The organism is Pontibacter sp. SGAir0037, assembly GCF_005491705.1.
Classification (GTDB): domain Bacteria; phylum Bacteroidota; class Bacteroidia; order Cytophagales; family Hymenobacteraceae; genus Pontibacter.
Map to the genome: position 1 here is coordinate 1,025,449 of NZ_CP028092.1, position 14,421 is coordinate 1,039,869.

The window sequence follows — 14,421 nt, forward strand, 5'->3', positions numbered from 1 at the left end:
ATATAGATTAATAAGAACTTAAAGAAGCGGGTATAGCTAAATGATCAGGTTTTCTGTACCTGCTCCTGAAACCCCAACTCAGCAAGCCTGCACGCAGCAGCATCCAGACGAAGTAGGCGATCCATATACCAGCCAGTTTCAGGTGTAGGGCATCGAGGGTATAGAGGACAGGGACAAATCCCATCATAATGGTGATGAAAAGAGAATTACGCAGAAAAGTAGTGTCGCCTGCGCCTTCCAGTGCACCATCCAAAATAAAGGCAATTGCATGCAGTGGCTGGCAGAGGATGATGACCCAAAAGGAGTTTTCGAATAGCGTTATCACCTCCGGGTCCTGGGTAAAGAAGCTGCTCATGCGCCAGTAGAGAAGCAGGTATAAAACAGCCAACATCAGGGATATTCCCATACCAGACTGCAGGGTGAGCAGCATCGTATCATACAATCTCCTGAATTGCTTTTTCCCTTTTAAGTTGCCTGAAAGTGCAGCCGCAGCGGAGGCGTAACCATCCAGCAGAAAAGAGGAGAACAGCCACAGGTTCATACCTATAGTATAAGCGGCGAGGCTGGAGGTGCCATAATGAGTGGCAAACCTGCTTCCCAAAACATAAGCTATATTCAGAGAAATTGTGCGCAACATCAGGTTGAAACTCAGCAGGTGTAATTGGCGCAACTGTGAGTGCGGGTGCCATAAGCAGCAAATAGAAATTTTAGTTTGCCGGAGCAGGCATGCAAATGCGAGCATGAAAACTAGCAACTGGGCTCCAACGGTAGCAAAGGCAGCTCCTTCTGTTCCCAGTGCAGGTATAGCGCCCGGTATACCTAATATCAGTAACCAGTCGAGCAGGACGTTCAGTAAAGCACCTGCCAGGCTAATGACCATGGCCCAGGAGGTATTTTGCATGCCTCGGAATATGCCATACAGTGTAAGGGTGCCAAGGGAGAGGGGAAGTGCCCAGGCTCTGATACGGAAGTATTGTGCTGCTTCCTGCAACAGTTGACCCTCAGCTCCATAAAGCCTGAAAATTTCCTGAGAGAACTGCATAGTGATAACGCTGACTATCAGTCCGATCAGCAAAGCCAGTAGCACAGCCTGCAGCATAAACTGGCGCAATTTGCTAATGGGCTCATGTCCGGCCTGTTGTGCTACAATAGAAGATACAGCCCCACGCAAAGCGGAGAGCGCCCAGAGTAGGAGCATGTAAAATGAGGCTGCAATGCCAACTGCAGCCACTTCTACTGAACCTAAATGGCCTACAATAGCAGTATCAGTCAGCGCCAGAACAGGTTCTGTAATGCTGGTGGCCATAGCGGGCAATGCCAGAGCATGTATTTGGCGTAAGATCTTCTTCGCCTTCCTGGAAAGCATAAATTGTAAAGATTTGCTGTAAACCGGAAATAGGCACAAGCAGGCACATGTATCTGGTAAACAGGAACAGAAAGATTTTAAAGGAAACTATGAGCTGCTGCTGAACAAGGCAGCAGGTAATCAGGAGGTGTTGTGTTATAAGAACTGTGGTGGAGGGGAAGTAAAAGAAAGAACACCATCTGGCAGGCAGCATGCTGAGTTAACAGATGTATGCTCCAGATCAGCTATGGTTCCGGAGAAAGTAATCATGAAGTTTTCAGGAACGGTATAAATGCCTGTATCACTCGTGAAGAAATGCGCAGCAAGTGGTGTATTGGCTGCAGCAGCATTTAGTCGGCAAAGTACCTCATCGGCATTTTCCATAGCACACTTGCCTGGGAAATTGCCTGTATGGCTGAACTGATGCAGAATGGGAAGCATCAACTGCAGCAACAGGAAGAGCTGCAGCATAACCAGTGACAGACGTACGCGATATGAGCCTTTTTTCTTCAACCGTTATTTGTCAATGCAAATATTTGTAAATGCATTATAGTTGCAAATATAGAGAGATAATCTGTTTGTGCAATAAAGTTATATATTTAAATTATGACCGTGACTTTTTCACTTAATAGGAGTGCAGCAATCTAACTTTGCCTCTAAAAACCTTTGTTACTGGAGTTTATTTTATGAGCTTTCGGCTTATTCTCTTGGGCAGATTCGGATGCAGCCAGAAATAACTCAATAGGGGGAGAGAATTTCTCTTGTTTCATGTGAGATTGCTGATTAAAGGAGGAGGCGCTTCTAATAAGTAGTTACTTTGATACCGCAGGTTTATCTGTTGTGTTGAATATGTTTAATTTTCTATTAAAGATCATATTAAACATACGGGTTGTATGGTGACTTTTGAACGAAAAAAACACTAGCCACTTTTACAGTAGCTGGTGCCTGTAATTGTACTCTATTCTTGCACAACAGCTCTTGCTGCCAGATAGGGAGGCTATGTCTTAACTGCCTTATTTAATGTTGCTAAGTTTTTCTTTTGGAGGCTCTTGTCTTCCAGATGATAGTTATAGTTCAGGAACAGGTAATACATCAGTATTCTGTTGTAATCGTCCAGCTGCTGATCTGATATGATATCGAACATGGCTTGCTGTATCTTCTCTGACTGCGCTGTTTCAGATAAGGCCCTTCCTAAGCGGCTTATGTTTCCGTTATAATGGGTTTTTTCTGCGTTATCGATTCTCATGCTGATCCCGAAGAGCAGGTCCGGCACATTGATATCCAGCACCTCCAGTTCGCGGATATAGGTTTTGCGCCCGGCCCAGGCATAGCTGCCATCTGAAGCCCTGTCAAACCGGTCATTCATGATGTCCAGGTGTGCCCTTAGGAATGTTTCCCAATGAGCTGACTCTGCCGAAAGCATAGCAATGTTCAGAGCATGTATCCTGGGGCTGTCATCCATGCTGCAAGTTCCGACTACCTGTCGACCTCGCTTTAGTTCCAGGGCTGCTTTCTTTGAATAGAAGTGTGCGGCATATTCCTCTAGTTCATCATCTGAGCCTCCTTTCTCCAAGGCAGCTTCTACCGCTGCCGCCATTAACATTTGAAATTTATCTTGCTGCACAAGTCGGCTTTCTGTCATTCTTTTACCTGGTTCTGGCTTGTCCGTCTCCTGGTGCACAAAGTTCAGAAACTGGGTTACGGCCTCAGGCTTTTTTGGAGACTGCCTGAAGGCATTAGCTTTTTCAAGGAAGATCTGGGTTGTCGTATCCACCATATAATTTGAATACTGCACCATCCGGGCATACTTCAGGGGCAGTGGCTGTAACTTCAACTCTTCTAACAGGTAAAAGGCGGCCAAAGATTCTGCTGAGTAGACCGAGGCAGGCAAATAGCTTATAATCCAGCGGCCTTTGATCGGGTTCTCATACTGATGTGTACTTTCTTTGAAACTGATGTTATACGCACCCGTTTCATCAAATGGCACACTGCTAAATTCAAGTACCTTTTGCCCATCGTAGTTAGTATAAGTAGATCTAACCAGCAACAGGTCTTTGTCAATTGTTGCTTTAGGATATCGCAGTAAAAATTCCTCCAATGGCATCTGCCGCTCCAGATCTCTTTGGGCTCCCTTCACATTCCCTTCCTCCAGCCTAACAAAATGTGCGTGGGTCTGGGCTTTTGATAAATAGGTCTTATGCAGCTCACAGGTTTTGAACTTCAGGTTAAGTGAGTCCACAATAAACTTGAGCTGGCCAATAGTTTCCTCCCCATAAAGCAACCCGTTGCTGTTCTTTTTGAACTCCTGTACCTGTCCAAAGCTGAATTGCCCGATAAGCAGGAGAGACAGTAGCAGGAAAATAACCGTTACGTTTGCATACGTAGCGGGTACTGGTCTGCAAATTGTTCTGCGTGATTTCATTAACGTTCTGGTTTAGCTGACAAATTCCTTTTTATACCAGATGAAAGGCTTAGCTTTTTTCCATAAAGAAATAAAAGGTACATGTGCTTTTTATTCCCGCTTGTCAGCATTGAGCTATGCAGGCACCACGCAGTGTAGATTAATATTTCCTGCATCCAATACAATCCCCGATTCTCAGGCTTGGCCTATGACATTACGTATTTTTGGCTTTAATTTGGGTATGGAGCTGATGTTTTGCTTGTGATGGTGCTGATCATGCCGTGGCCTGGATGGCGGCAGCGGCCATTGCGGCTTACAGCTCGGGAAGAAAAAAAAGCTGTTTTGATTTACATTTGATCTACTTATAGCAATTAATGAAAGAACTCTCTTTACTGCTGTTACTGGTGCTTCTGTTGCCTGTTGCGGCCATGGCACACCTGGAAGGCAGTATTACAGGTACAGTGGTGCAGGAAGGAACGCTTGCCCCCTTGCAGGGCGTTAGCATCAGCCTTAAAGATCCGGCCCGAACCGCGCAAACTGATGCCCTGGGTCGGTACCGGTTCGATAACTTAGCGGCCGGCGCTAATACCCTGGAAGTGGCACACCTGGGCTTTGCACGGCAGGTAGTAGCGGTAATGGTGCAGGAAGACCAGACCACCGCGCTCCGGATTACCCTGCTGGCTGCTCCTGTTGCGCTAAGCGAGGTGAACATTACGGCGCAGCAGCCCGAAGAACAGCAATTACTCAGTAGCCTCGATATGCAGCTGCGCCCGATCCGGAATTCGCAGGAAATGCTGAGGTTGGTGCCTGGCCTGTTTATCGGGCAGCATGCAGGCGGTGGTAAGGCCGAGCAGATCTTCCTGCGCGGCTTCGACCTCGACCACGGCACCGACATTCGCCTGAGCGTGGATGGCATGCCCGTAAACATGGTGTCGCATGCGCACGGTCAGGGTTACGCCGACCTGCATTTTGTGATACCGGAGCTGGTGCAGGCCGTGGATTTTGGCAAGGGGCCATACCATGCGGAGCAGGGCAACCTGGCAACAGCGGGTTACGTGAACCTGCGCACCCGCACCTCCCTCGACAGCAGCATGGTAAAGCTGGAGCTGGGCCAGTACGACACCTACAGGGCTGTAGGGCTCTTTAATTTGCTGGGCCAGCGTGGAAAGGAGAAGCAACAGTCGGCTTACCTTGCCTCTGAGTATTCCTTCACGAACGGATACTTCGATAATCCGCAGCACTTTAACCGCCTTAACTTGCTGGGTAAATACCACACGCACTTGTCGCCGACAACGCGCTTCACCCTGACGGCCTCTACCTTTTACAGCCGCTGGAACCACTCCGGCCAGATTCCGGACCGTGCCGTTGCGTCGGGCCTGATCGGCTTTTTCGGTTCCATCGATCCGAACGAAGGCGGCGAAACCAGCCGCAGCAACCTGAACGCTGAACTGGTTACGGTAACGCCCGGTAATAATGTAATAAAGCACCAACTGTTTTACAGCAACTATAACTTTGAGCTGTACTCCAATTTCACCTTCTTTTTAGAAGATCCGGAAAACGGCGATCAAATCCGCCAAAAAGAGGGGCGGCACCTGTTCGGCTACAACGGCAGCTTTACAAACAACAGTACCCTGGGCAGCAAAGCTCTTAGCTCCACCATCGGCCTGAACTACCGCCACGATGTAACAAGTGGCTCCGAGCTTTCACATAGCCTGAACCGCACACAAACGCTGGAGCAGTACCAACTGGGCAACATAAACGAACTCAACGCCGGGCTGTATGTAGAGGAAACGCTGCAGATATCTCCACGCTTTACTGCCAGTGCCGGTGCCAGGCTGGATGTATTCCGCAACCAGTATGAAGACCTGCTACAAAGCCCCGCTACCACAGCGGTGGCCACGGCAGCCATTGTGTCGCCAAAACTAAACCTGACCTATACTCCGTCTACGCAACTGCAGCTGTACCTGAAGTCGGGCAAGGGCTTTCATTCCAACGACACGCGGGTAGTGGTGCCGCAGCAGGGGCGGGAAATACTGCCTGCTGCTTATGGCAGCGACCTGGGCTTTATCTGGAAACCTGTGCCCCGCCTGTTGCTGAACGTTGCCGCCTGGTATCTGTGGCTGGAGCAGGAGTTTGTGTACGTGGGCGATGCCGGCGTAGTAGAGCCCAGCGGGCAGTCGCGTCGCCGCGGACTGGACCTTTCGGCGCGTTACCAGCTGAACCGCTACCTGTATGCCGACCTGGATGTAAGTGCTGCCAGACCACAGGCATTGGGAGAAGCGGAAGGCGAAAACTACCTGCCCCTGGCCCCAACCTTTACTTCGGTGGGCGGGCTGAGCCTGCAGCAATGGAAACGCTTCAGCGGTTCTTTGCGCTACCGTTACATGGCCGATCGCCCGGCAAACGAGGATAACTCTATTGTGGCCGAAGGTTATTTTGTGAGCGACCTGCAGGTAAACTATAGTTACAGTCGACATCAGCTGGGCTTGTCGGTGGAGAACCTGTTTAACACCCGCTGGAAAGAAACACAGTTCGCGACAGAAAGCCGCCTGCAGTACGAAGCAAGGCCGGTAGAAGAAATTCACTTCACGCCTGGCGCTCCCTTCTACGCCCGCTTGAGCTGGGCCTATAAATGGTAATTCTGAAATCTTACAAAAAGCATGTTCATCAGACATCATTTTTTCAGCTTGCGCGTAACGTTAACGTCTTTATACAATGCCAAAGCCGCTTTATAAAAGCTCATATGCCTGGTTAGAAAAGCAGGCTCTTTAGCTTTTGGTTATGTTGAAATATTATGTGTAATTTATTTAACATTAGTAATTTACCTGAGTGTTTTGGCAGGATCGTAAAAGAGTAATTTCAGTAACAGCAATTTGTAACAAAGAGCAGAAGCTTAGCTTTGTTATCTGGAATAGCAAATAGCCTTTAGCATGAAAACACGACTTTATTTCCTGATTTTTTGTATACTTTTTTCGTGCGGAGAGAGTTCATTGTCTGATTCGGAGCAGGAAACTGACCGCAATGCCCAAACCGACTCCACTGCAGAACTGGCCATTGGCTCTTCTGATACATCACGTCAGTTGAAGAACATAGAGGACATCAGAAAGGAGTACAGTCGCGTTATTTCTATGGCAGAAAAAAACAGTTTGGATTCCAGTTTCTTCAACTACGACTGTTATGGCGAAAAAAAGGGGAGAGTCGTGTTTTTTTCGGATGAAGAGGGGCTTCGGCTGATCAGGCATACCTACAATGAATACAGTCACTTTTCAGCAACAGATGAGTATTTCGTTAAAGACAGTTCTTTGTTTTTTGCTTTCTATCATCATGTATCCTGGCGCTTTGAGGGAGAGGGTGAAACCAGGGATGACGTAACGGAAAAAAGATTTTACCTGCTTCATGGAAAGGCGCTGAAGTGCCTGGAAAAGAAATTCACCGTCAAATCGTCCTCTTCCGGAAACCTGCAACCCGAGATGGTAGCCAACAAAGAAACTGACTGTTCTTCGTTAGAGGCGGTATTAGATAAGTTTGACTTGCTTACCAAATACAAGGGCAGTGCTACAGCTCCGAGCTGCCTTGAGTAGTAAACAAAAGATGTTTGCAGCATCGCCCAAACAACATTTCAATGCTAAACCCGCCCAAACTGTATAGTATCTGTTGAATTGCTTATGCAACACTTCAGTTTGCATGGGTAAAATACTATTCTATGTTGAGATGAGAGCCAACGGGGCAAATTACCAGGCAGCTACAGCAGTAATACAGTAAAAGGCTGCTAAACTTCTACACCCGTGCTGCCTCCAAAAGGTTGCTGATCCCGGTTATAACCATATCTACCCCGATGGCACCCAGAAAGAAGCCGTTGATGCGCAGAAGCAGCTCCATGTTTTTATCAAAGGCTGTCTGTACTTTTTTAGAACGCATGCTGCGGCGTATAAACTTAAGCCCCATGATGGCCATAAAGTTAACGAGCATGATGATGACCAGTGACAGGGCTCCCTGCCATAGTTCCAACTGTTCAGACATCAGGATGGTAAGGGAAATGGTGCCTGCGCCAACCATGAAAGGCAGTGCAATTTCGGAGGCTAGGTCGTGGAGGTCGCCCTTGATCTGAATGAAGGCTTTTTTGCCCTGCACGATAAAAATATAAGCAAAGGAAAACAACACAATGCCGCCAAAGATCCTGAAAGACTCAAAGTTGATGCGAAACACTTTCTGAAAAACGATGTCCCCGAAAAGCAGAAACACCAGGTATATAAAAAAGGAAATCATGGAGGCTTTTAGAAACACCGTCCGAAAATCAGCGTCGGACAAGTCTTTCATGACAGGCTTAAGGTACAGGAAAAGTGCAAAAGGGTTCAGCATGACCAGAAAACTGAATATGGCTGCAATCATAAATTGTAAAGTAATTTTGTGTTCTACCTGTTACGGGCTAACTTAGATATAGATGTTTTATTCGGCTGAAGAGCGACTAAGCCTGGATCAGATTCTTTCCTGATAAGGAAGTGATATCACTTAACCTGCCAGGGAGTAAATTACTTTAACAGCTATGTTATGAATTACTTTAACTTCAAAAGAAGAAGCCTTTTTTCAGGGCCACATTTACTAGGGTTTCTATTTATAGCTGTTGGAATATTCTCAATCGTTAGTCCTGCCATTTTTGCAAACGACACCTCCTTTGAAAGAGCTCTTGTTGTTGGTGCAGTGGCTGCAATTTTTGGAGCAATGATCGCATCAACAGCACAACCTTCATTTACTTACCCTTAAAGCACCTCCGAAATGAAGAAACAAATAAACAATCCCTTCATTCTTGCTCTTAAAGCCCATAATCTCACAGTAGAAATTCATCACCATTCTGCCTATCAGATTGTGTTATCCAATGATAATCCTTTTACTTCGACGATTAATGGACAGTTGTGCGAACATATTCACGGCTTCTTAATTAAACCGCATGTACCTCATTATTGTGTTGCCGAAAAAGGAACCTTAAATGTGTTAAACATTGAGCCTTACTCTACGGTTGGTTTAGAGCTTTCAGGCAGGTTTAATGCTAACCAGGATTATATTGTTTTTGATTCACTAAGCGAAACGAGCGCTTTCTTTGGAACAGGTGAAGACACGTTTGATATTTACACCATTATACATGCACTGCTGGCAAAACTACCAACAATTCGCTACGATGAAAGAGTCTCAAAAATAGTGGAATACATAAAAGCAAATTACTTTCAGCAGGACATATCCCCCCAGACTTTTGCCGATATCGTTTTTCTTTCTCCCTCTCGTTTAGCATCCCTGTTTAAAGCACAAACCGGCAGTAGCTTGTCTAAATACTTGTTGTGGACCAGGTTACGCCAGGTGATCTACCTTGCGCTGACGGAAAAAGACAGAAGCCTTACCGACATTGCTTATGACACGGGTTTTTATGACCTGCCGCAACTAAATAAGTACATGTACGAGATGTTCGGGATGCCGCCTAAAGCCTTAAAACACAACAGTGATCTGATACAAGTTTACTAGCCCGTTTGTTTCCAACTTTGTGCTATTCATAAACAACTTAAAAATAGCACCATGAAAGCAATAGCCTATCAGAAATTTGGAAACATAGATGTTTTGCAAAATGTAGAAGAGCCAAGGCCTTCTGTTCAAGCCAACCAGGTATTGGTAAAGGTAAAAGCCGTTTCAATCAACCCAATGGATTGGAAGATTAGAAAAGGCGAAATGAAGCTCATGTCCGGCTTAAAATTCCCGAAACATACAGGTGTGGACTTTGCCGGCTTTGTGGAAGAAGCCGGAAGCGCTGTAACTGGATTTAAAAAAGGGGATGAAGTTTTCGGAGTAGTAAAAAACAATATGAAAGAAGGGGCCTTAGCGGAATACGTGGCGGTGCCTTCAGCAAATGTCTGGAAAAAGCCGGCACATATCAGTTTTGCCCAGGCGGCTTCAATCCCGATAGTAGGTGCCGCTGCCGTTACGGCGTTGCACAAAATGGGCACCATCCATCCGCAATCTAAGATTTTAGTGAATGGTGCCACCGGTGGCTTTGGGATGTTTTTGCTGCAATTACTAAAACAACAGAAAGCAGATGTAACGGCGGTTACCAGCACCAAAGCCATTGACTATGCCAGCACATGGGGCGCCAGTGTAGTTGTAGATTACACAAAAGAAGATATGCTTTCAAAAAATGTAGTCTATGATATTGTTGTTGACTTATCAGGCAAGATGGGCTATGACAACGCCAGACGAATCATGAAACCCAGGGCCTTGTTCTTGAATCCTACCCCCAGGCCCATTGAAATACCCACATCGCTTTTTAAAAACTTGTTCTCACGCAAAAAGCATGTGGCAGTACTCTCTCATCCATCTAAAGAAAACATGGAGGTTTTGTTGAATGCTATCAACAACGGGTTGCAGATTGAGGTAAGCCAGGTATTTCCGTTTTCTCAATTCAACCAGGCCTACCAGTATGCAGAACAAGGCGGTTTTATTGGCAAAGTAGCCATAGAAATCGATTGAGCCTTTACCCGGAACAGTGATCTGATACAAGTTCACCCACCTCTATTTAAACATTTTTGCATTGTAAACAATTAGCAACATTTAAAATAATGATTATCATGAAATTACTTCAAGAAATACAAGTAGGGGATTTAACTCTTAAAAACCGAATGGTAATGTCTGCCATGACCAGAAGCCGTGCCGACATAAACGGAGTGGTTGGTAATTTAACTGTTCAGTACTATACACAGCGAGCAAGTGCTGGACTAATATTTACCGAAGCAATTAATATTAGTGAGCAGGCAATAGGAAGTCCATTCACACCAGGTCTTTATACAAGAGAACAAATTGAAGCCTGGAAAAAAGTTACCCAATCGGTGCATAACAACGGTGGAATTATAGTTGCTCAGCTTTGGCATACTGGCCGGGCAGGGCATTCCATTGACCGAAAAGGTGTTTTACCAGTTGCCCCATCAGCGGTGGCCATTACAGGGATGAAGCATTTTACCTCGCAGGGAATGCAGGAATATGAAATACCCCATGAACTTTCTGAGGAGGAAATCAACCAAATAATAAAGGACTACGGGCAAGCTGCAAAGAATGCAATGGAAGCAGGTTTTGATGGTGTTGAGTTACACGCGGCAAATGGCTATTTACCCAATCAATTTTTGGCAGAAAGTGCTAACCAGAGAACCGACAAGTACGGAGGAAGCATTGAGAATAAAGCTCGTTTTGTGTTAGAAGTAATGCAGGAATTAATCAGTGCTGTTGGTGGAAACAAGGTTGGTATAAAAATATCTCCTTTACACCCTTACGGCGACATTATGTTAGATAATCCCGTTGCAACATATACTTACTTAGTTGAGGAGCTTAACAAACTGGACATTGCTTATGTAGAATTAATGAAGCGTAGCCCCATGTTTCCGCCGGTTCCGGGTTATCCTACTGAGGATGAAATAGAGGTATTTGGAAAACTAATAAAGCATACCCTGATTGCCAACACAGCTTATGATAAGACAACTGCCGAAACTGAACTTGAAAAAGGCATAGCCAAAATTATTTCTTTTGGGGTATTGTTCCTGGCTAACCCCGACCTTCCAAAACGTTTTGAAAATGGTGCAGCGCTTAATCAGCCTGATAGGGCAACCATGTTTGGCGGTGGAGAACAAGGCTATATTGATTATCCATTTTTAACCTACTAAAGCACTGCAAAAAGTATTATTTCTTCTCTTTAGCTACAGCCAGGAAACCGCTGTTGATAATGGAGATGTAGGAGCGCGCTCTACTGCTGCGTTATTCTTGTTCAGCATGAAAGCTTTGCTTACTTCGTCGTCAGGTAAGAGGTGGCGAACGCAACCTGCACCAGCTTCCACTTCTCGCTTTTAGGTGTAGCAGGAAAGTAAGGTATAGCATCTTGCATCGAAGCGAAATCCAAAATTCCCTTACCAGTTGAAGTATAAGTACTACGAACATGTTCTCCTCTGGAGGGAGTAGGGGAGGATTACTCGTGCTGGACCGATCTTACCTATTCGTTGCTTGATCAGTTATTTATTTTGTGGTAAAAGTATCTGTTTCCTCAGCGGCATTTGTCATCCCCCAACCCCCTTCGAAGGGGGACTTATTATCAGTACCGTTTGCTTTATGAACGGTTGCATGAAGAGTGCCTGAACTATGACTTAGTTGTGCTGAACTTGCAACAGCCTCGGGTCCCCCTTTGGAGGGGGTTGGGGGAGGATTACTCGTGCTGGTCAGGTCATTCTCCTCTGATGTAGTTTCTGGAGATTGTGCTGTAGATAAGGTACTTCACCTTCGGCAGCATTTGGCATTGGCCGGAGCAGTAGCGCTTGTCGCTCCTGCTTCGATGGCCGCGTCGCACTGGGTGCATGTTCTCAAGTAACATTTAACTTACCAGAGTTTATACCCGCATATACTCGCGTATAAACACGGCTACAGGCTTTAAGACTTAGTCTTGCGGCAGGTAAACAACTAATTTAAGATGGATTAATATGATCAACTGCCCGTTCTGTTTCTCAACCCGCTGTACCATGAGAGTTAACTCTTTATCCGCACCTGGTATAAATTTGATTCCTTTATTGCCAAACCTCTAAAAGAGGCTGTCTGGATCATTGGCCTGATAAGACCACCAAGATCTACACCCACATCACCACCCATGCCTTGGATAAAATCGTCAGCCCGCTGGATAATCTGTAGTATTTTGCTATATTAGCTAAAACATATACGACTATGCACCTATCAAGCAATTCTACAGGTTACAGCCGGCAAACAAGCTTCAGCAACTCTGTACATAGTGCAGATAAGCGTATGTTTACGTATATCCGCTAGTTAGGTGTCAAAAAAACTATAAATGAAAACAGCTTCATTAGCAACTTTTGCTTTGCTCTCATTGGTACTTGGTTGTTCAAAGGCACCCAGCGAAGAAATTCTTCAGAATACCCCATCAGAAACAGGAAAAACTGTTGAAGTGTCTCTTGTCAATGATAAAATAGACTCTTTATTAGTTGAAACAATCACAATTGACTTAAATAATGATTCTGTTGCCGACACCATTCAGTTAAGAAACCCACCTGCAGATGGAGACCCAGGTATATATGGAACGGTAATGATAGCTCTATCAAATGGTACAAAAAAAGCTTTTACGGCTAAAGACATCTGGGCTAGCGTAGATGAAGATTTCCTAAAAGAGCATAAGAATGGTGTGAGTTCTCCCAATGTTTTTGTCTTTAAACAGCCAAAGCAGACCATTCTGGTGTTGTTTGGTTTTCATTATGGCTCAGGACGTGAAGAGCTAACTGTAATAGGGATTCAGGAAAATGATGTTAGGCTAGTTTTTAATGAGCCGTATGACTACTTACTCAAGTTAGAAGATTTGGACAAGGACGGTAAGAATGAATTGATAGTAAGAAACGCTCATGAGATGTTTGGTGTGGTAGATAGCTTGAAAGCGGAAATTGGTGTTTACTCCCCATACTTAATTTATACACTAGACAAAGAATCAAGGCTAAATCAAGAGCTATCAGAAAGCTATAACAGAGAAAACTATGTGTTTGCTGGGCTTAAATACAACGAGAAAATTCGTGTGCTTTACCCTTGGAATGGAGATAAACCAAGAATACTAGAATAAATTTCAGCACCTAACCACGTGTATACTCTATGCTTCGGCTGATGCCTCGCACATTGTCTACACCAGCACGTTAGGGGTAAATAAATTTATAGAAGAAATGGAGTTTTTACTTTTTGATATCATACAGGCTGGATTTGGTAGACTGTACCTATTCATAAGGTATAGGAAGAAAGAACTCATCAATATAGTGTTGGAAGAAAAGTATGAAGGAAGCTATAGTAATGCAGGTAAACTTCTATCATTGAGTTTTTTTGCTGTACTCTTCGGAGTCCTAATTATTGGTTTCTTAGGAAGCGTATTCATTACATCTTTGAAGTAAGACAATAAACTGTATTAGATAAAAGGCATAGCAAAAGGAGAATAAAACAATAGAACTTGAAGCTTAAAAGAAGAATATCTTCCTCTAACAAGGCACAAAAGTTATCCTTCAGCTACGCCTCGTTCACCTTTTGTACTAGACGAAAACTATGAATAAAACAATGGTTTTGCTCTAAATATTCTTCAATTTCAGTTCATAGGGCGTTCCGCGTTTCACCGCGGCCACGATCTGGTGGAGGAGCTTGTTTCTCACTGCGTTGATGACGCTCATCTTGCTCTTTCCTTCCCCGACTTTCCGTTCGTAGTATAGCCTGAGCTCTTCATTAAAACGGACGCTGTTGATAGCAGCCATGTGGAGAAAGTGCTTGAGCTCTTTGTTGGCGAACTTGGACACACCTGTCCTGCCCATCACGCTCGTGCCGCTGCGGTACTCAAAAGGGGCCACGCCGCAATAGCAGGCCAGCTTTCTTGCGTCATCCATTCTGGTAAAGCCCTGGGTGTAGACCAGCAGCGAGATGGCCAGTACCTTGCCCACGCCTTTGATTGATGTGAGTAGGTCGTATTTCTTCTTTAGCTCATCGTCTTTGGCGATAAAGAGTTGCATCTTCTCTTCCACCTGCTCCATGCTTTTCTCTATTCCCTTAATGGCTGCCTAACAAAAAGCCTCCAGTAAACTGTTGCAATTCCAATTATGCCTTCTACCGTAAAGGTGTGGTTGGCAGCAGGGCT

General features: G+C 45.1%; 13 protein-coding genes. 8 read left to right on the plus strand and 5 right to left on the minus strand.

The annotated features are described in order from the left end of the window. Positions 1–7 precede the first annotated feature (7 nt). From C1N53_RS04145 to C1N53_RS04155, 3 genes are all read right to left on the minus strand, one after another. Entirely contained in the window at positions 8–1,366 is a 1,359-nt protein-coding gene (locus tag C1N53_RS04145; RefSeq protein WP_137758121.1) for an MATE family efflux transporter, read from the minus strand. Positions 1,367–1,501: 135 nt separating this feature from the next. Next, complete coding sequence (locus C1N53_RS04150) at positions 1,502–1,858, minus strand: hypothetical protein (protein ID WP_137758122.1); 357 nt, start codon at positions 1,856–1,858, stop codon at positions 1,502–1,504. 484 nt (positions 1,859–2,342) lie between these two features. Next, on the minus strand, positions 2,343–3,767 hold the full coding sequence (locus C1N53_RS04155; protein WP_137758123.1) for a hypothetical protein: 1,425 nt from the start codon (positions 3,765–3,767) through the stop codon (positions 2,343–2,345). A 353-nt stretch (positions 3,768–4,120) separates the two neighbouring features. Between C1N53_RS04155 and C1N53_RS04160 the strand changes: the two genes are divergently transcribed. Continuing rightward, entirely contained in the window at positions 4,121–6,385 is a 2,265-nt protein-coding gene (locus C1N53_RS04160; RefSeq protein ID WP_137758124.1) for a TonB-dependent receptor, read from the plus strand. Between the two features lie 291 nt (positions 6,386–6,676). After that, the gene (locus tag C1N53_RS04165) at positions 6,677–7,327 is read left to right on the plus strand and encodes a hypothetical protein (RefSeq protein WP_137758125.1); all 651 of its coding nucleotides are present in this window, start codon (positions 6,677–6,679) and stop codon (positions 7,325–7,327) included. Positions 7,328–7,523: 196 nt separating this feature from the next. Here the strand turns inward: C1N53_RS04165 and C1N53_RS04170 are convergent, their stop codons facing one another. Continuing rightward, entirely contained in the window at positions 7,524–8,135 is a 612-nt protein-coding gene (locus C1N53_RS04170; RefSeq protein ID WP_137758126.1) for a MarC family protein, read from the minus strand. Between the two features lie 159 nt (positions 8,136–8,294). On the opposite strand from C1N53_RS04170, the gene C1N53_RS04175 reads away from it, so the two are divergent. The 6 genes from C1N53_RS04175 to C1N53_RS04200 all read left to right on the plus strand — a co-directional run bounded on the left by C1N53_RS04175 (position 8,295) and on the right by C1N53_RS04200 (position 13,374). Further along, entirely contained in the window at positions 8,295–8,507 is a 213-nt protein-coding gene (locus C1N53_RS04175) for a hypothetical protein (RefSeq protein WP_137758127.1), read from the plus strand. Positions 8,508–8,519: 12 nt separating this feature from the next. Next, on the plus strand, positions 8,520–9,257 hold the full coding sequence (locus C1N53_RS04180; protein ID WP_137758128.1) for an AraC family transcriptional regulator: 738 nt from the start codon (positions 8,520–8,522) through the stop codon (positions 9,255–9,257). Positions 9,258–9,308: 51 nt separating this feature from the next. Beyond that, a complete protein-coding gene (locus C1N53_RS04185; RefSeq protein ID WP_137758129.1) occupies positions 9,309–10,253 on the plus strand; it encodes an NAD(P)-dependent alcohol dehydrogenase in 945 nt (314 codons plus the stop codon). An 89-nt stretch (positions 10,254–10,342) separates the two neighbouring features. After that, positions 10,343–11,434 carry an alkene reductase gene (locus C1N53_RS04190; protein WP_206077613.1) on the plus strand — a complete coding sequence of 364 codons (1,092 nt, stop codon included), beginning with the start codon at positions 10,343–10,345 and terminating at the stop codon, positions 11,432–11,434. 512 nt (positions 11,435–11,946) lie between these two features. Beyond that, a complete protein-coding gene (locus C1N53_RS04195) occupies positions 11,947–12,129 on the plus strand; it encodes a hypothetical protein (protein ID WP_137758130.1) in 183 nt (60 codons plus the stop codon). Positions 12,130–12,597: 468 nt separating this feature from the next. After that, the gene (locus tag C1N53_RS04200) at positions 12,598–13,374 is read left to right on the plus strand and encodes a hypothetical protein (RefSeq protein ID WP_137758131.1); all 777 of its coding nucleotides are present in this window, start codon (positions 12,598–12,600) and stop codon (positions 13,372–13,374) included. Between the two features lie 490 nt (positions 13,375–13,864). On the opposite strand, the gene C1N53_RS04205 is transcribed toward C1N53_RS04200, so the two are convergent. Further along, the gene (locus tag C1N53_RS04205) at positions 13,865–14,317 is read right to left on the minus strand and encodes a transposase (RefSeq protein ID WP_137758132.1); all 453 of its coding nucleotides are present in this window, start codon (positions 14,315–14,317) and stop codon (positions 13,865–13,867) included. Between the last annotated feature and the right edge of the window lie 104 nt (positions 14,318–14,421).

Bases quoted from the DNA above. Each gene is read 5' to 3' on its own strand.
- C1N53_RS04145 (WP_137758121.1), bottom strand. From the start codon at position 1,366: ATGCTTTCCAGGAAGGCGAAGAAGATCTTACGCCAAATACATGCTCTG.
- C1N53_RS04155 (WP_137758123.1), bottom strand. From the start codon at position 3,767: ATGAAATCACGCAGAACAATTTGCAGACCAGTACCCGCTACGTATGCA.
- C1N53_RS04160 (WP_137758124.1), top strand. From the start codon at position 4,121: ATGAAAGAACTCTCTTTACTGCTGTTACTGGTGCTTCTGTTGCCTGTT.
- C1N53_RS04165 (WP_137758125.1), top strand. From the start codon at position 6,677: ATGAAAACACGACTTTATTTCCTGATTTTTTGTATACTTTTTTCGTGC.
- C1N53_RS04170 (WP_137758126.1), bottom strand. From the start codon at position 8,135: ATGATTGCAGCCATATTCAGTTTTCTGGTCATGCTGAACCCTTTTGCA.
- C1N53_RS04175 (WP_137758127.1), top strand. From the start codon at position 8,295: ATGAATTACTTTAACTTCAAAAGAAGAAGCCTTTTTTCAGGGCCACAT.
- C1N53_RS04180 (WP_137758128.1), top strand. From the start codon at position 8,520: ATGAAGAAACAAATAAACAATCCCTTCATTCTTGCTCTTAAAGCCCAT.
- C1N53_RS04185 (WP_137758129.1), top strand. From the start codon at position 9,309: ATGAAAGCAATAGCCTATCAGAAATTTGGAAACATAGATGTTTTGCAA.
- C1N53_RS04190 (WP_206077613.1), top strand. From the start codon at position 10,343: ATGATTATCATGAAATTACTTCAAGAAATACAAGTAGGGGATTTAACT.
- C1N53_RS04200 (WP_137758131.1), top strand. From the start codon at position 12,598: ATGAAAACAGCTTCATTAGCAACTTTTGCTTTGCTCTCATTGGTACTT.
- C1N53_RS04205 (WP_137758132.1), bottom strand. From the start codon at position 14,317: ATGGAGCAGGTGGAAGAGAAGATGCAACTCTTTATCGCCAAAGACGAT.